Raw genomic sequence first — 16,243 nt, 5'->3', positions numbered from 1 at the left:
AGGCGAGACGGCGGGCAGGCTCGTCCGCAGAGGACCGGACGTTCAGAGCCGGGCCGCCCGGACACAGTCGTGCCTCCGGGGACGGCGTCATACGGGACAACCGTAAAGCGGGGAGGAACGGGTAGACACACGGCGCGCTCTGAGACAAAGAAAAAGCCTTCGGACGTCGGGACGCGTCACGAAGGCGGCAGAGCGCAAGGGAAGTGTATTGGATCAAGGGGCCGCCTGCCGAAGCCGCGAGCGCACCTGCGCTACGGTCGGGGTGGGACACTTGACCCAGTAAAGCACACTCCACGTCGCGGACCGCAACCCTATGACGCGTAGGGCGGACACTGTGGTCAGCCCAGCGATCTCGGCTGGACTGAGTGTCGGGTCGCTCCTCAAGCGGGCATTCGGACTTTGACCGTTGCGCGACAGTGCCGGAATTTCGCCGGGCTTCCCCCGAGACGCAGGGCGGTGCGCATGGGCACCGCACCTGCCGCCACGCCACGACAGCGCGGCCTTCAGGAGGACGGGGTGTTCACAATATGTACGTCCACGGTAGTTTCTGAGGCGAAGAAATTCAAGGACCAGGCGCCGATAACTCTGTTATTCACCCTGGTAAAAAAGACTACTGAACGGCTCTTTGCCTGTAGAATCGTCTCAATGACCGTTTAAAGTCCCCGAGTCCCTGCCTTCCTACCGGCCGGACCAGACGTGGGGGTCCGGCAGTGTCATCGCGGGTCAACGAGGGGACCTACTGTCATCACCAACCTCTAGAGCCGATTTGTCGAGTCCCCGCGATGGGATAGTAATAGGCGCGGGTCGGCTCGATCACGACGGACGGTTGACGACCACGGCCCGCAGAAATATCCTACAGGGGCTGTGCTTTACGGCAAGGACGCCAGCGTCCAAGTAGCTCGGGGGCGCCCGTGCCCCTTCCCATTTCTCACTCTCACGACTGTGTTCGCAATGCCCGGCTCCATGGATCGACGATCATTTTTGCAGACGACCGCCGCGGCGGGGCTGGGCGTGTCGCTCGCGCCCTTCAGTGGAGTCCAACAGACCCGGGAAGAGTCTGTGCGCCTCGGTCTCATTGGGGTGGGGGCCCGCGGGACGTCTCACCTCCGAGGGCTCATTCAGCGGGACGACGTCGAGGTGCCGGCGGTGTGCGACGTCAACTCGGAGAACCTCGCCCGGGCGCTCAATCTCGTTCAGCAGTCCGGTCGGTCCCGCCCAGAGGGATACGGGGAGGGCGATCGCGCTTACCGGGCCCTCCTCTCCCGCGGCGACCTCAACGGGGTCTTGATCTCCACGCCGTGGCTCTGGCACGTCCCCATGGCCGTCGAGGCGATGGAGTCCGGCTTGTTTGTAGGGCTTGAAGTGCCGGCCGCGACGACCGTGGAGGGATGCTGGGACCTGGTCCACACCGCCGAGCGGACCGGGTCGCGCTGCATGATGCTGGAGAACGTCTGCTACCGCCGCGACGTGATGGCCGTCCTCAAAATGGTCCGCAACGGGCTGTTTGGGGAGCCCATCCATTGTCGCTGTGGCTATCAGCACAGCCTCCTTCCGTACCTGTTTGACGACAGCGCCTCGTTCGGGCCGGGCACTGGAAGCGTGTCCAGTTGGCGCACCGAGCACTACACGAAGCGGAACGGAGACCTGTACACCACGCACGGCATTGGGCCGGTGGCCCATTGGCTCGACATCAATAGCGGAAACCGGTTCGAGCGGCTCACCTCAACCGCCACGAAGGCCCGAGGCATGCGCGACCACATCGTCGAGGAGGGCGGAGCGGATCATCCGAAGGCCGACGTCAACTTCGCGCAGGGCGACATCGTGACCAGCACAATCACGACGGCCAACGGGGAGTCCATCGTCATGACGCACGACACCAGCCTGCCCCGGCCCTACTCCCTGGGGTTTCGGATGCAGGGCACCGATGGGCTCTGGACGGTTGACAACCAGAGCGTGCACGTCGAAGGACGGAGCCCGGCCCACCGGTGGGAGGACTGGGAGCAGTACCAAAGCGAGTTCGACGCCGAACTGTGGTCGCGGTACGAGGCGGAGGCGGAGGACTCCGGGCACGGAGGCATGGACTACTTTGTCCGGAACGCCCTCGTGGAGTCGGTCAAGCGGGACGTAGCGCCGCCAATCGACGTGTACGACGCCGCGACGTGGAGCGTGCTGAGTCCCCTGTCCGAGCGGTCGATCGAACAGGGCGGGGCGCCGGTGGCCATCCCGGACTTTACCGACGGCCGCTGGATGACCGAGGGGCGCTCCTTCGACCCGGACGGTGAATTTTGATGGGGGCGTGGAAGCGCCTCGCTGAATGCCTCTGCTTTTCAATTCGAACGTATACGGTCACAATTTTGAACACCCCCATGCGAGTCACGGAGTGCGCACGCGTCGGAAGGGATGCCCCCTTCGTCTTGTTCATCGTCTGTGCCGGAATGTTGCTGGGAGCGGGGTGCACCGCCGCCGAACAGAGCACGGACACACAGCCACCAGCGGAGGACGTCGCCCCGGCAACGCCACAGCACTCTGTGGCCGCTGAGGAGGGCGAGCGGTATCCGATCGTCCCCTGGCCGCGCCAGCTGGAGCCCCGAGACGGCGCCTTCGCGTTGGACAGCGACACCCGCGTTCTCGTGTCCGATCCGGACAATCAGGACGCACGGGCGCCCGCCGAAAAATTCGCGACGCGGGTGCGCAACGCCACGGTGTTTCCGATGCGGGTTGCCCCGCTGACGGAGTCAGAGGGCCCCGCTTCCACGCAGCCGGACAACACGATTGCCTTTGTCCTGACCGAGGGGGACGCCTCCAGTGAAAACGACGCGCCCCGCCCGGGTCACACTCGTCCGACCAACACGCCCGGCGGCGGGGAGGAGGACGGCCGCTACGAACTGACGGTCACGCCCCGCACAGTTGTCGTGCGCGCCCCGACGGCCAAAGGGCTCTTCTACGGCATGCAGACGCTGCGACAACTCCTGCCGCCGCAAATAGAACGGGGACTTGGGCACGACGACGAGCGCATCGAATGGGCGATGCCCGCCGTCCAGATCGAGGACGCCCCGCGCTTTTCCTATCGCGGAATGCACCTGGACGTGGGGCGCCATCTCTTCCCCGTGTCGTTCATCAAGAGGTACATCGACCTGCTGGCGCTCCACAAGCTTGACACCTTTCACTGGCATCTGACCGAGGACCAGGGCTGGCGCATCGAAATCGAGCAGTATCCCCGGCTCACCAGCGTTGGGGCGTGCCGCGACTCGTCGATGGTTGGCCATTACGAGGCAGGGACCTACGACGGCTCTGAATATTGTGGGTACTACACGCAGGAGGAGGTGCGGGAAATCGTGCAGTACGCCCGGGAGCGGCACGTGACGGTGGTTCCCGAAATTGAGATGCCGGGGCATGCCCGGGCAGCCCTGGCGGCGTACCCCGAGATGGGGTGCACGAGCGTCGCCGACTCATCCTACACCGTGGCGACCACGTGGGGCGTCCACGAGCAGATCTACTGCCCCAAAGAAAAGACCTTCACGTTCCTCGAGAACGTGCTCGTGGAGGTCATGGAGCTGTTTCCGAGCGAACGCATCCACATCGGGGGAGACGAGGCGCCCAAAGAGCACTGGACGGAGAGCGCCGTTGCACAGGCAGTGATTGATCGTGAGGGGCTCGCCGGGGAAAACGAGCTCCAGAGCTACTTTATCCGTCGCTTCGGGAATTTTTTGAACGAGCGCGGACGGACGCTGGTCGGTTGGGACGAGATTTTGGAAGGGGGCCTTCCGCCCGGCGCGACCGTTATGTCGTGGCGGGGCACCGAGGGAGGCATTGAGGCGGCCCGTCAGGGACAGAACGCGATCATGACGCCCACCCGTGCGCTTTATTTTGATTACTACCAGGCTGACCCGGGCAGCGAGCCCCTGGCCATTGGAGGCTTGACGACGCTCCGCGACGTGTACGCCTACGACCCCGTTCCTGACTCGCTCGGGACCGAGGCCACGCGGCACATCATCGGCGCACAGGCAAACGTATGGACCGAATACATCAACACGCCCGAGAAGGTCGAATACATGGCCTACCCGCGGGCACTGGCCCTGTCGGAAATCGTGTGGAGCCCAGAATCGGCCCGTCGGTGGGATCACTTTCGGGCGCGTCTGACGACCCACCTCCGACGCCTTGACGCCCTCGATGTGAACTATCGAGCACCGGACTTTTCCCTCTCCGGCGACGCCAACGAGTAATTCTGAGATTGGGGCGCGTTGCGTATGAGGCTCCGGCCCGACCATCTCCCTCTCGTCCAGCACGGTCGCCACGGGCAATGGCCCTCGGAAATTGGCCATCGGGTTTGGGGTCGTCGCGGCCATTTTTGCATTCCCGTGACGCGTCTGCGAACCCGCCCCGTCAAAGCCTTTCGGGACTCTTCCGTTTTTTGAGTCCCCGTTGGCGTCTGAGAAAACGGCCTGCGTTCGCGCGTGGGGCAGGCCAGGCATTCTGGAGCACCGCTTGGTGGACAAGACAGATTGACTGCACCTGCAAGACAGCCCGCCCGTACGGAGCACGCACCCCCGCCTCCCTCATGTTCTCGCGGTGGGGGGCTTTGGGGCAGCCGCCCCGAGAGTTGCCCATCTGAAGAGACGACTTTGCGTTTCCGTTTTTATTTTGTAGAATACAAAAATCGTTCGCGGCTCCCATTCTGACAGTCCTCCACTCTTCCACATGAGCACCTCTACACCTTCTCGATACGGCCTAGGCCGGGCTCTCTGTCTGTTGATCGCCGCGGTCCTGGTGGGCCCTGCTCTCACTCAGCCTGCCTGTGCCCAGGAGGAAAGCGCGACGCCTCACATGCTCTGGCGCGTCGCTTCCGAGGCAAACGAAACCGAGGGATACCTCGTCGGCTCGGTGCACGTGATGAAGAAAGACGCCTACCCCTTGGACCCGGTCTTCGGGGAGGCGTTTTCGGAGGCCGACATGCTCGTCCTGGAGGCCAACCTTGACTCGATGCAGGTGAAGGCGCAAACCCTCGTCCGCGAGCTCGCGCTCTACCCACCCGGCACAACGCTCGAAAAGGAGCTCCCCGCCGAGACCTACGCGATGCTGGAGAAGCGCGCCGAAAAGATCGGTCTGAACCTTGCGCAGATGCAGCGCATGGAGCCGTGGATGGTTTCGATCATGGTGCCGACGAGGCAAATGCAGAAGGCTGGCTATTCGCAAAATCAGGGCCTTGATCGGCACTTCTTTGACAAGGCCAAGAAGGCAGGTACGCCGGTCCGGGCCCTGGAAACGGCCGAAGAGCAGATGCGGTTTTTTGACGACCTGCCGCCGGAGAGGCAGGAAGATTACCTACGCCAGAGCCTGGAGAAGGCCGACCGGACCGTCGAGAACTTCGACAAGATCGTGCGCTACTGGAAAACCGGCAACGCCGGCGGCATCGAAGAAATGATGGTCGAACAGATGCAAAACGACGCCCCGGCGCTCTACGAACGGCTGATTACCGAGCGCAACGAGACCTGGATGTCCCGTCTCACAGAAATGCTGGGGGCGGAGGGGCTTCCAATGATCGTGGTCGGGGCGGGGCACGTCGTCGGCGGGAACGGCCTGGTGGAGTTACTGCGGGAAAACGGCTACCAGGTGGAGCAGCTCTGACAGCCGGAACGGATCGGGCGCCGCCTCCGAGAGACAAACCACCGGGAAGGAGATGAGGCCTCTCTCGCGTTCTCACGGGGGACTTGAGAAAGAGAATCGCTTCGCGATTGCCCTTCTGTTCGTCGTGTGCGCCAGTCCGCAAGTCGAGACGCACGTCAACGGTCCGACGTGTAGTCCCCTTTCCGGTACCGCCACAGGAACCACGCGATCAGTGCCCCCGCCGCCCCGGACAGAAGCATGCGCGTAAGGTCCTGGGCCATAGTCCCCCCGAGCAGAGGACGGGCCTGAACCCCGATCGCTACGGCCGTCACGATCGCGAAGAAGAGCGTCAGGGCAAACTCGGTCGGGCTCGCGTCCGGCGTTGCGTCTTCCATGGGCGGAGCGGCACGAGTGAGGCAGTATAGTTGGGGCTGTGCTGTGGCCTGCTACTCTGAGAAACGGGGCCTTCTTCACGCTCTGCTTGTGCCCGCGTCCATGCCCGCGTCTGAACCTTATCCCTCTTGGCTCTTCTTGTGAGGGCCATTCTTGCTCCGGGAAGCCTCCCTGCCGAGCCGGCCTCTAAGAACCTGCCTGCTCGTCCACGCTGTGGTCTCCCACGCCGGAAGCCCAGGACCGACGTGGGACAGTTGTGCCGGGGCCAGCGCCAAGGGGCGACTTCCCTCCCCAAGAGACCGGCCTCTGAGCCCTCACACCTCGTCGACGTACGCCGGGAGTTCGGCGTCGTCAGGGCGCCACATGTCGAAGTAGAATTTGGACTCGGACCGCGCCTTCGCGGCGGGAATCGCAAACCGCCGCGTTCCCGAAACGGGGCGGTCCCGAAACGCGTCCGTGAGCCGCCGCTGCATCGGCGCCACCGACCAGAGGCGCCAGTCGTGCCCGTCGTGGGCCGACGCCGGGAAAAAGGCAACCTGGGCCGCGTCGAGCAGGGCCGACAGCGCGGGGCGGGCACGGTCCGGCTCCCGCACAGCCGCCTCGGCGATGAGGTCGTCAGGCACCGGGGCGTCTGCTGTCACGAGCACCCGCGTGGAGCCGGGATCCTGGAGGACGCGCCGAGCCGCGTCGGAGCCGAGGGCCTCCACCTGCCCGTCTGTGCCGCTGCGCGCCCACCAGGCCCCTCCGATGGCGTCCAAGATGGGCGCCACGAACGCCTCGGACGGGCGGCGAAGCGCAGTGAGGCCCACCCGGCCCTGCGCATGGTTCGTACCTGCGAGGTACCCGCGGTAGACGGTCGCGTCCTCGGTTCTCTCCGTCTCAAAGGGATCGCCGTGCAGGATGGCCTCGTCGGACGGCACATCGGACCGCTCCCGCCGGCGCCGGGCGTCGGGGTTGCGGCCCGACACGACCGGCTCTAGGACCGCCGGCTCTTTGTGGAAATACTTTAGGGTGTCGGGCGGATCGGCCATGAGAACCGGGAAGCGGGGTGGTCGCAATAGGGACGGAGACTACTAGAAACTAATGCGGGGCTGGGAAGGATTCCCTCAGACTGTACCCCCAAGGACATTTCCCGTCGCGCTGCCCTCCGCCGCACGCTCTGCCTGGAGGGCTTCAGGCGAAGAGTCTTCCCTAAGGGCCTCGGCCCCCGGCGACCTCAGTCGAAGAACTGCCCGTGGAACCCGAACGGGATCGGGTGAGGCACGGCGGCCCGTGCCCGCTCCGTGAAGGAGGACGCATCGAGGACGAGCAGGAACGACTGCTGGGCGGCCGGGTCCAGCACTACGGACAGGACGACCCCGTCGTCTTCGCGCTCCCCGTCTGGCGCGCCCACGAAGACCGGCTCGCTCGGGTACGTTCCCTCCTCGTGCCAGGTCTGCGTGGTGCCCGCCGGTACGTCGGTCTTCACGAGCTGGTCCGTAAACTGCCCCTCCACCCGCGTCCCCACGCCGTAGACGTACTGGTAGGAGCGGCCCGTCGCCGGGCCGTCGTGGATGCGCGGCAGCTCTATGCGGTCCTCGCCCCGGACCGTGGAGGAGGCCGCCCCGCCGTCGAGGGGCAGGCGGTAGCGGCGCAGGTACCCGCTGCCGCGCGACGGGGCGTCGCTCCGCAGCCGGTCGAGGGCAAGGTCCTCAACGACGGACGCGTCCGGATACGTGACGATGTCGCAGACCACCTCTCCGTCCCGCTCGAAGGCATTGACGTGGTGGAACCCAAACGCCGCCTCTGCCTCACAGGTCGCCACCTCGGCGCCATCCGCCTTCCGCAGCACGCGGAACCGGGTCCCCCGCTCCGGCTCCCACTCAAAGTTCTCGATGAACGGCCGTCCCCGAAGCAGCAGGTCCGTCGGGTTCACCACGAGCGGCCACTCCGAAAGGATGACGTAGCGCTCCGACATGCCAAAGCTGTGCATGTAGCTCGGGCGGTCCACGTCCAGCGTGGCGACCCGGCGGCGCGTCTTATCCCCCGCCTCCACGCCGTAGATCCCGTACCGGCACTGGCGCCCGAAGGACAGGGTGTGGACGAGCGTGCGCCCCGTGCCGGGCTCAATGTGCGGATGCGGAGTCGACATGTCCACGTCCACGTCGTCGTCGTACTCCACCACCCCCGCCGTCTCCAACGTCTCCGGGTCGAAGGCCACCGGCAGGGGCGTGGCCGTCAGCGCGACGTACTGGTCGTCCAGGCGGGCGACGTTGATGCTCGCGTTGTCCGTGGGCGCAGGGTTGAACAGGCTCATCACCCGCCCGAAGAGCGACATGCAGGGGTCTGTCGCAAACTCAGATCGCGCGATTTGCCCCTCCTCCAGCGCCTCCGTGCGGCTTTTTGACTCCACGAACCGGTTGCGGTACGCCACGGCCCCGTCCCGCATCCGGAACGCGTGCAGCATCGCGTGGCCGTCGAACCAGTGGTTGTAGTCCTCGTCCCCCACTTCAAATTGTGCCGGGCCGTTGCGGATGAGGGTGCCTTCCAGCCACTCCGGCCACTCCCCGTCCACCGGCAGGGACGGCTCGTGGAGTTCTTGGCGGAGGCTCTCGAAGCCACGACGGTAGTCAGGCATTGGGGGGACGACGGGATAAGCGCGGACGCAAACACGGGGTATCTCAAAGCGGCAGCCCCCCTGCCGGGTTCACGGAGGCCGTCCGGCGCCGGGCCGCCGACCCGGCACGGGGTCCTCAGGCGGACCGGTTCTCGCGTTGGGGCCCGCACGTCCAACAAAACGAAGCCCCTCCCACGGAGCAGGCGAAGCCCCCAAGCCCTCCGGCCTGAGAGAGCGGGCGCCACCACGGTCGGCTGCCTCAGCAGGCATTTGCCTCATCGGGCGTCTGCTCCACGATGCGGCGCGGCTCTGCGGCGGTGGAAGATCTGGAAGAATGCAGTCGCTACCGGAGACAAAATGGCCCGTAGAAGAGGCGTAGCAGACGGAGAGAGCAACAAGAGAGCATGTATCCCGCGGTAACTCCGGCGGCAAAAGCCCTTTTCTCACAAGGTAGTGACAACGGCAGAGGGGAGTCTACCGTCATACAAAAGAAGTCGGACGACAGTCCTCAGCAAGAACTTCTTCCCCCGCACTTTTTCTTACCCGCTCCCCGCGTGCCTATTTCCCAGTCCCTACGTCCTCAGCCCTCTCCTTCTCAGCCTCCGCTTTCTGGGTCTTCACTCTCTCGACCTCTGCCCACTTACATGAGCGAGTTCCTGAACGGACTCTCCCTGTCGTTGCGAGCCCTTTCGCCACGACGAGTCCTCTCGCTAAGCGCTCCCGCGCCGGGAACAGTCCGCAGCATTAAAAACCGATGGCAGTCGGGAGCGGTGGGCGGCCAGACGATCGGCGGGCCCAAGCCCCACGCGGACGATCGGAGGTAACACGGCTCCTCATCGGAGGCCTGCCGGTAGGGACTTCTCCGGTTTGCAGGCCCACGTTGCCCCGGACCCGACGCTGCCGTGCCGGACGTCGTCTTTTGGGACAATCCCCACGGTTTCGGGCCCTTATTCATTTCGCCTTTCACAAATTGAGTCCCCCATGGACAAATTCCTGAGCAGATTTACCCCGACACTGCGGAAGATGCGCAGCATCAAAAGCCAGTGGCACATGTGGAAGCCAGCACGGAGGCAGCCCGTGCGCACTGTGTGCGAGCCCTCTACAGAAGGGCACAAGAAAGAGGGCAGTTCCACGGCGGAGAAATAGTCCACTCGCCTATTCAGGCTCGGAATCCCCACCGGTCGGGCCCGTGTGGACTCGGAAATAGGATGGGCCTCAGAACGTATGCTGTGCGGGATGGGCACTCCCCTCGCCTCCTTACGATGAGAGTTCCGGAGACCAGTTTACCGAGAAAAAAACCCACGCAAGGTGCCTTCAGAGCAGGACTGCCCCTTGTCGGACAATACCAGTGGCCGCGCCGTTGCGGGGGTCTCGCTTCCGAGTAGCGGTCCTACTCAGATCCACACTGCCTTGGGTCATCAGGGACTCTCCTCCCCCACCGCCATTGACCCTGCCGCGGCCGGACCCAGCCGTCAAACTCAACCTGCAAGTGGCGCGGGGTCCGCTAGCAGGCCAACGGCCGAAAGGGAAACTCCGTGCACTGACCTGTCTTCCGGCTTCATTTCCTGACGTCCTTCTCCCCGATGTCACGCGCCTCTATCGTGCCGCCGCAGGTCTCGATACGCTGCGCGGCGGTCCTGTTGCTGGCGGCGGTTCTCCTGGGCGGCTGCACGTCCACCGCTTCTGACGCGGAGGCGCCCCCTGAAACGCTGTCGGCGCTTGTCAGCAGCTACGAGGCCCGCCTCGCCGGCGACCTCGAAGAAGGGTTGCCCTTCCGTGACGACGGCTACGCGTACGCCGTGGACCTGGGAAACACGATGAGCGCGGCCGTGGCCCTCGGCAACCGCTCGTTGTTTGACCGCGCCTACGGCATGGTCCGGGCGCACTTCCTTCGCGCCGGCGCAAAAGACCCTCGGGCCCGGCATACGGTCCTCTGGCGCTACAAGCCAGGCACGACCCCGGATGCCAGCGGCTCAAAGGAGACCGGCATTCTCGCCGACGCGCTCTGGGACGCGTACGAGCGGTGGGGCAGCGATGAGTACCGCAGGATGGCCGTAAAGGTGCTCGACGCGTACCTCAGGCACGGGTACTGGGAAGCCGACCGCCGATTTGTCATCAAGAACTACTACAATTACGGCACCCAGACGCTCTCCGAAAGCACGTGGGTTCTGAACCAGATGCCGCATACCGTTCGCAAGATTGCCTGCGGCACTCAGGATTCCTCGCTCTTCCGTCACGCCAGCGCCATGGCCCAGTTTACGGAAGAAGCGTACCTGAAGAAGGGTTTCTCCCGTGAGATGTACGACAAGGGAATCGAGACGGTCTTCGACGGGACCAGTGGGTACTACTCCCCGAACGGCCTCGTCAAGCTGCAGTCCTCACTGGAGATTGCCAGGGCCCTACTGCCTTTCGACCCGGCACCCGCACGAGAGGTGGTTGAGTTTATTGGCGAGCGGTACCCGGACGTATCCCCCTCCTACTACTACAACCCCCGTTCCGAGGAAATCGCCCCGCTGGCCAAGACCTCCGAGCAGGCGTACGGGCTGAGCGAAAAGGCACTCGTTCTTCTGCTTGCGACGAGACTCTCCGATTCGTTTGGGGAAGCGTTCCTTCGGGACTTCGTGGAACGGGAGATCGTGCCCGACCTGCAAGATCGAAGGGACGAGATGTTCAGCACTTTCTACTTCGACGTTCCCCTGATGCTGAAGGCAGCCGAACGCTACCTTCAGCCCGGCGAGGGTCCCGCCCCGTCTGGCGAGAGCGAGTGCAAGCTGTGAGGCACGCCGGACCGGTTGCGCGAGGCGTGGGGATTGGGCAGCACCATTTCGAGGGACGGGGCCTCATTAGTGAAGACTCCGTGGAGGAGCCCGAAAAGAGATTCGAAGGACGTTAGACTACTGGCTCGCATGCGTCTATGCGATGGCCTCTTGAGTTGGGGCTTCCTAAGCTAGCAGAACCGTTCGGCGGATCTGCCGGCCAGTAAGGCCGCGCGGAAGGATCGGCGGTGCGGCCTTCCGGTCCACTCTGCTCTCCGGTTGCCCCATTGCCTAGTGAGGACCGCTTTTAGCCCCGTTCTGCGCCAAGCCCACAGGCAGTAGCATCGAAAAGCCAAACCTCCACGAAGAGCTGAACCCGTACGACAGACCGAGCCTACGCGAGGCCTTCAACAACGGGTGGTGCGCGTTCCAGGAAGAAAAGCCGCCACCGGACAAGCACCAATTCGACGGCCCGGAGGAGATTGAAGCCTGGCTCGAAGGATACCTGACGGCAGAGGACCATGAGGGGAGGTAGCGCCAACCAGGACCAGACTGATCGGCGCAGCGGACCTGAACGCAGGCGATCCCGCTCTCCGAAGGGCCCCTTCAGGAAGGCGTTGTATCTGACCAATCTTTGGGAAACGATCCCTCGGCCCTCAACACGTCCGGCGCCTGATCCCCTTGTGGAGGCTTGGTCGTTCTTCTTGCCGCCGAGACGTATCCGGCCAGTTGGCAGAGCGAGGACGCCCGCCCAGCCCCGAAGGCCGCCCGCGACCGTTCAACTTCAAGAGCTTGTTTCTCGGCTTTCGCAGGGCCCTTGACGGCGGGATCGTTGAAAGCAGGTTTCGCGATGCGCGTCGCCCCCACCGCCGAAGACCCTACCGCCGAGGAATTAGATACAGCTGGGTCTGGCGCCCGTCGAGGTACCGAACCGTGTCTCCAGTAAAAAGCGCGTTTTCCTCTACCCGGAAGAGCACGTCCTGTCCGTTCCACTCGGGGACACTGGCCGCCGCATTCAGCTCGATGGAGTGCGCAGTATTCGGGCGAAGAGGGACCTCTCCCTTGCCGGGCACCCCGCCTTGCTGGTCCCAAAGTCCGATGAGCGGCCCGGTAGCATGCCCGTGGAGCCCAATCGGGTGGGCATAGATCGTGGCGTCGATGCCCGAGGAATCGGCCGCCTCGAGCGTTGCACGGAGCACCTCGTTGCCCGTACGCCCCGTCTCGAATCGATCGGTCAACAGGTCTTGGACGCGATTGGCCGTCCGCAGGCCCCGCTTGAGGACACTGGGGGGCCTCTATCTCGCCGGCACGGAGCACGTACGCGTGCTGTTGGGTATCGGTGTGGAGGCGAAGATAGGAAATCCTCAGATCCACGTGCAGCAGGTCCCCGCGGCGGATGATCCGCGTGTCCGACGTAGACGAGAAGTCTCCATCCTTGGTCGCGTCGGGGCGCTGGATGGAAACGGTGAGAGGGACAGCTTCGCCCATTCTACACTCACCTATTCTTCTGGGGGACCCGGGGATTCGGGAAATGGCATCTGAACCTTTGATTCAGGGGTAAGATCGCTCTCTCCTGCATGACAGTCGTGCCTGAAGGGGCCAGCACAGGTTAGGTGCAGGACCAGGAAGGCTACCGGGAAAGAAATGCAAGCGACCGCTTCCCTGACGACTGAAGTTGACTCAGAATGATGAAGACCTCTTTATCTCGCACAATGCTGTGGAGGCACCACGAGATGTGGCTGTTGACGACCGCTCGATTGTCCCTGAAACCGAGGGTTCTTGCCGGAGAAGAGACATGGCAACGTCTACTCGTCCAATTCTTTTGCCCCAGACGCAGCGCACGACCGGGGTAGGTGCTCTCGCGGGTCGATCCAACGGTAGCCCGCCTCCCGGGTCAGCTCGTCCAGAAAGTATTTGTGCCCGCTGCCTACGATCACCAGCACGCGCCCTGGACCCTGCGCCTCGATCGCCTCCTGCATCCGTTCGAACATCTTCCGGTTGCGGCGCCAGTAGTTTTCGACCTGCCCCTCGCCAACCGCCCGGCCTTCCCAGTCAATACCCCGGATTTTCTCCTCGTATGCCCAGTACTCCAGGCCGATCCGTTCGGGCGAATTATCGAAGCGAAGCTCCTCGGCGTAGCAGTCTTCGGAGCCGTCACGGTGGGCTCGATCTTTCTGATACGTGCTCCCCACGCGGGGAACGACGGGCCAGAAGTTCCAGAGGGCCCACACCTTCCCGCTTTTCACGGCGTCCAGCAGCGAATGCTGGATGAACCATTCCGTATCGGCGCCGCGATAGTCGAAGGGGACGAGCTGGCGAATGCCATTTGCCCGGGCCACCGGGTAGCCGACGCGGCCCGTCTCTCCCTGACTCAGAGCCTCGAAATACCGGCGCAGCGAATCTATCCGGCGCAGGTCTGTGCACCCACTGGGGGCCCCGTCCCCGTCAGAGTCTGTATGTCCACCAGGGTAGGCGTAGTAGTGCGCATTCGCCAGGTCGTAGTTGAGCAAATACGCCTTTGCGAGCCGGCAGGGCCGCTCCGGCTCTCCGCCAACGCGCCGGAAGGTCCGCCGAACCGAGTCGGCCTCCGCAAAGGAATAGTCCCAGCTCTGAGAGAGGGAATCTAGGTTCAGCGCAGGCCGGTAGTCAGCGCCCTTTCCCCGCGGATGCTCGGGGGGAAGCTGCTCGACGATGAGCATGTCCGGGTCGTAGGCGGAGAGCGATTCCGTAACCCGGCCGATCTCATGCTGGGTATAGTCGCGTTCGTTTAGGCCGATGTGGGGGGTGCCGAGAATCAGGACCGACGTTGTGCCCGCTTCTGGGGGCATCGATCCGTCGTAGGCCTGGAGGTTGAGGGCCGTATCGGCGGGGACCAGTTCCTGCACAGGGGTGGGCCCGCTGACGGTACGACACCCCAGGCCGGTGGACACGAGGAAGGCGACTCCGATGAGGAAGACGGACCAGGTGCGCATGGGACGTATGCTGCTTGCGCGCCAAAATATATCTGCAGTCCAGGACGATCAGCCGACGGGTGAGAGGACGTGTCGCCTTTCCGCCCCTCCTCTCCGGCATGTGGGACTGGCGGACGGGGGCGTCGGTGCGGTCTATGAAGCAAATGTGCGCTACGGACTATGAATTAGGTCTGGCTCTCGCCCGTCCAGCTGTCGCTCCGCCTATCCACTATCCGACTGGGAGTCCCCCGCGGCTCCTCCTCGCCGATATCCCTCGGCTCGACCGGCAGGGTCTCGGATCTCTGCGTGCTGGGGCAGCCGCCGGAGCACCTGACGGGCCAGGGACTCGAACCGCTCGAACGACTGGGCCTCGATGCTCAGGTCCGGGCTTCCGTCCGGCTCAGTGTAGAGCCAGAGCGCCTCGGTGGTTACGGGCAGATGAACCCGTTGGATGTCCTCGAAGCGAAGAACATGGTCCGTCCAGAGAGGCCGCCTTTTCTGAACCGTCGTCTCCGATACCCGGACGGTTGCTCGAAGCCCATAGGCGGCCGCCGTGACAAGCATCGCCCCTGTGAGCATCACATTGACAAGGGAGAGCTCCAGAAGCGGGCCCTCGTCGGTCACCTCCAACACCCCGAGCAGGAGAAGAGACCCGACGGACAGAAGGGAAAGGCCTCGCTGGAACGCTGAGGTGCGGTACGTTGCCGGCGTTTCGTCGTCACCCATGGCTCCGTGGATTGCCTTCGAAGGTGCTGCCGAGTTATCTTTTGCAGTCCTGCTAGGTCATAAGATCCCGCCGAGCCGCCGCTCGGCCCGTGCTCTGCAACGTCCACCGGGGCCAACTCTACCAAGTCGGCGGGCTTAGACCGACGCGCAACGAGGTCCCCAGCACAAAAGGCCTCTCAAAAACGGAAGACGGGGGGCACCCACGCACGTGCCTCGGTTGCAACCCCGCTTAGGCAGTCCGGACGAGACTCTCAGTCGGTGTCTGCCAGTCGGAGGGTCACGCCGAACTGTGGCTGTAGGAAGGTCGTCCGTGAGCGGCGGACGCCCAACTCGCTGCGGTCGAGTTGGCCATTTCCGTTCTCGTCGGTCAATTCTCCCTCTGCAAGGTACTCTGCCTCTTAGCCCAGCAGGTACTGCACGCCGAGATGTACGCTCACGGCCCTCACGGTCTTCCCCGGCTCCGGCTGCTGGTAGACGCGGACATCGACTCCGGCCCCGGCCCCGCCGCTGAGGGCGAAGTCGTCGTAGTTTGTAGACCCGGCAATGTCGTCCCCGAGATCATCCTCCCCGAAGTCATCATCTCCGACGGTGGTTCGGGTAAACAGGTATTTGAAGCCCGCCAGTCCTTCCACGTAGGGCCGGAAGCGTCCCGTCCGAGACTGAAGCCGCACGGAGAGGTGCGTCTCCACGACGTTGTTGTTTGTGCTCACCTCCACCGGCACACGCGGACCGACCGTGCTGCTGAACGGCACCTGATCAGTGGTGCGGCCATAGTTGAGAATGCCAAGGTCCAGCCCGACAAGAAGGGGGGCGTGAGCCGATCCAACCGCCGATGTAGCCGTGGAGGCCCCCGCCCACGCCGCTGATGTTGTTACGGAGGCCTCCCTGAGGGATGCCGACCGTACCCCGCAGATTCACCTGCCCAGAGACGACTGGCGCCGAGTCGGGCGCGGGCGAAGGGGCCAATCCGTCCTGCCCTGCTGCGGGCGTAGTGACAAGCATCGCCCCTGCCCCGAGCAGGAGAAGGGAGGCAAGCAGGAGGCGGATTCGTGAGCCGCGGGATGGGGAGGATCTACGCCGGGACATTGGGCGGAGAGTGATTGTCCGTTTCGCGTCATTACCAGCTGTGCATCGCTGCGGGAAGACACACGCTGGGTCCCCTCAAGCGTTCAGAGGGCGTCGACGAACTGGCCGCTTTATGCGACGAATTGAGGTGC

Annotated in this window: 11 protein-coding genes and 1 riboswitch; of the genes, 4 read left to right on the top strand and 7 right to left on the bottom strand. The window is 64.2% G+C overall.

Features of this window, described 5'->3' with window-relative positions:
* Positions 1–385: 385 nt before the first annotated feature.
* A riboswitch (adenosylcobalamin-variant (AdoCbl-variant) riboswitch) is annotated at positions 386–444 on the bottom strand.
* 507 nt (positions 445–951) lie between these two features.
* The 3 genes from OJB03_RS00680 (at position 952) to OJB03_RS00670 (ending at position 5,625) form a co-directional block, all read left to right on the top strand.
* Positions 952–2,289 carry a Gfo/Idh/MocA family protein gene (locus OJB03_RS00680; protein WP_263784406.1) on the top strand — a complete coding sequence of 446 codons (1,338 nt, stop codon included), beginning with the start codon at positions 952–954 and terminating at the stop codon, positions 2,287–2,289.
* Positions 2,290–2,435: 146 nt separating this feature from the next.
* Positions 2,436–4,223: a beta-N-acetylhexosaminidase gene (locus OJB03_RS00675; RefSeq protein WP_263784405.1), complete on the top strand. Its 1,788-nt coding sequence runs from the start codon at positions 2,436–2,438 to the stop codon at positions 4,221–4,223.
* A 475-nt stretch (positions 4,224–4,698) separates the two neighbouring features.
* Complete coding sequence (locus OJB03_RS00670) at positions 4,699–5,625, top strand: TraB/GumN family protein (RefSeq protein ID WP_263784404.1); 927 nt, start codon at positions 4,699–4,701, stop codon at positions 5,623–5,625.
* Between the two features lie 155 nt (positions 5,626–5,780).
* Here the strand turns inward: OJB03_RS00670 and OJB03_RS00665 are convergent, their stop codons facing one another.
* The 3 genes from OJB03_RS00665 to OJB03_RS00655 all read right to left on the bottom strand — a co-directional run bounded on the left by OJB03_RS00665 (position 5,781) and on the right by OJB03_RS00655 (position 8,614).
* Positions 5,781–5,999, bottom strand: a complete 219-nt coding sequence (locus OJB03_RS00665) for a hypothetical protein (RefSeq protein WP_263784403.1) — start codon at positions 5,997–5,999, stop codon at positions 5,781–5,783.
* 312 nt (positions 6,000–6,311) lie between these two features.
* The gene (locus OJB03_RS00660) at positions 6,312–7,028 is read right to left on the bottom strand and encodes a hypothetical protein (protein ID WP_263784402.1); all 717 of its coding nucleotides are present in this window, start codon (positions 7,026–7,028) and stop codon (positions 6,312–6,314) included.
* A 185-nt stretch (positions 7,029–7,213) separates the two neighbouring features.
* On the bottom strand, positions 7,214–8,614 hold the full coding sequence (locus OJB03_RS00655) for a carotenoid oxygenase family protein (RefSeq protein WP_263784401.1): 1,401 nt from the start codon (positions 8,612–8,614) through the stop codon (positions 7,214–7,216).
* 1,562 nt (positions 8,615–10,176) lie between these two features.
* Here OJB03_RS00655 and OJB03_RS00650 point away from each other — a divergent pair.
* Complete coding sequence (locus tag OJB03_RS00650; RefSeq protein ID WP_263784400.1) at positions 10,177–11,370, top strand: hypothetical protein; 1,194 nt, start codon at positions 10,177–10,179, stop codon at positions 11,368–11,370.
* A gap of 857 nt (positions 11,371–12,227) precedes the next feature.
* On the opposite strand, the gene OJB03_RS00645 is transcribed toward OJB03_RS00650, so the two are convergent.
* From OJB03_RS00645 to OJB03_RS00630, 4 genes are all read right to left on the bottom strand, one after another.
* A complete protein-coding gene (locus OJB03_RS00645; RefSeq protein ID WP_263784399.1) occupies positions 12,228–12,587 on the bottom strand; it encodes a hypothetical protein in 360 nt (119 codons plus the stop codon).
* A 567-nt stretch (positions 12,588–13,154) separates the two neighbouring features.
* Positions 13,155–14,321 carry a DUF5694 domain-containing protein gene (locus tag OJB03_RS00640; protein ID WP_263784398.1) on the bottom strand — a complete coding sequence of 389 codons (1,167 nt, stop codon included), beginning with the start codon at positions 14,319–14,321 and terminating at the stop codon, positions 13,155–13,157.
* A 201-nt stretch (positions 14,322–14,522) separates the two neighbouring features.
* Positions 14,523–15,026, bottom strand: coding sequence for a hypothetical protein (locus tag OJB03_RS00635; RefSeq protein ID WP_263784397.1), 504 nt, complete (start codon positions 15,024–15,026; stop codon positions 14,523–14,525).
* Positions 15,027–15,424: 398 nt separating this feature from the next.
* Positions 15,425–15,778, bottom strand: coding sequence for a hypothetical protein (locus OJB03_RS00630; RefSeq protein ID WP_263784396.1), 354 nt, complete (start codon positions 15,776–15,778; stop codon positions 15,425–15,427).
* Positions 15,779–16,243: the final 465 nt, after the last annotated feature.

This window comes from Salinibacter grassmerensis (assembly GCF_947077765.1).
Classification (GTDB): domain Bacteria; phylum Bacteroidota; class Rhodothermia; order Rhodothermales; family Salinibacteraceae; genus Salinibacter; species Salinibacter grassmerensis.
This window is presented reverse-complemented; position numbering and strand designations above follow the sequence as displayed.

What these genes read in the sequence shown, in the direction of transcription:
- OJB03_RS00650 (WP_263784400.1), top strand. Translation starts at nt 10,177, where the DNA reads ATGTCACGCGCCTCTATCGTGCCGCCGCAGGTCTCGATACGCTGCGCG.
- OJB03_RS00660 (WP_263784402.1), bottom strand. Translation starts at nt 7,028, where the DNA reads ATGGCCGATCCGCCCGACACCCTAAAGTATTTCCACAAAGAGCCGGCG.
- OJB03_RS00640 (WP_263784398.1), bottom strand. Translation starts at nt 14,321, where the DNA reads ATGCGCACCTGGTCCGTCTTCCTCATCGGAGTCGCCTTCCTCGTGTCC.
- OJB03_RS00635 (WP_263784397.1), bottom strand. Translation starts at nt 15,026, where the DNA reads ATGGGTGACGACGAAACGCCGGCAACGTACCGCACCTCAGCGTTCCAG.
- OJB03_RS00680 (WP_263784406.1), top strand. Translation starts at nt 952, where the DNA reads ATGCCCGGCTCCATGGATCGACGATCATTTTTGCAGACGACCGCCGCG.
- OJB03_RS00665 (WP_263784403.1), bottom strand. Translation starts at nt 5,999, where the DNA reads ATGGAAGACGCAACGCCGGACGCGAGCCCGACCGAGTTTGCCCTGACG.
- OJB03_RS00675 (WP_263784405.1), top strand. Translation starts at nt 2,436, where the DNA reads ATGTTGCTGGGAGCGGGGTGCACCGCCGCCGAACAGAGCACGGACACA.
- OJB03_RS00670 (WP_263784404.1), top strand. Translation starts at nt 4,699, where the DNA reads ATGAGCACCTCTACACCTTCTCGATACGGCCTAGGCCGGGCTCTCTGT.
- OJB03_RS00655 (WP_263784401.1), bottom strand. Translation starts at nt 8,614, where the DNA reads ATGCCTGACTACCGTCGTGGCTTCGAGAGCCTCCGCCAAGAACTCCAC.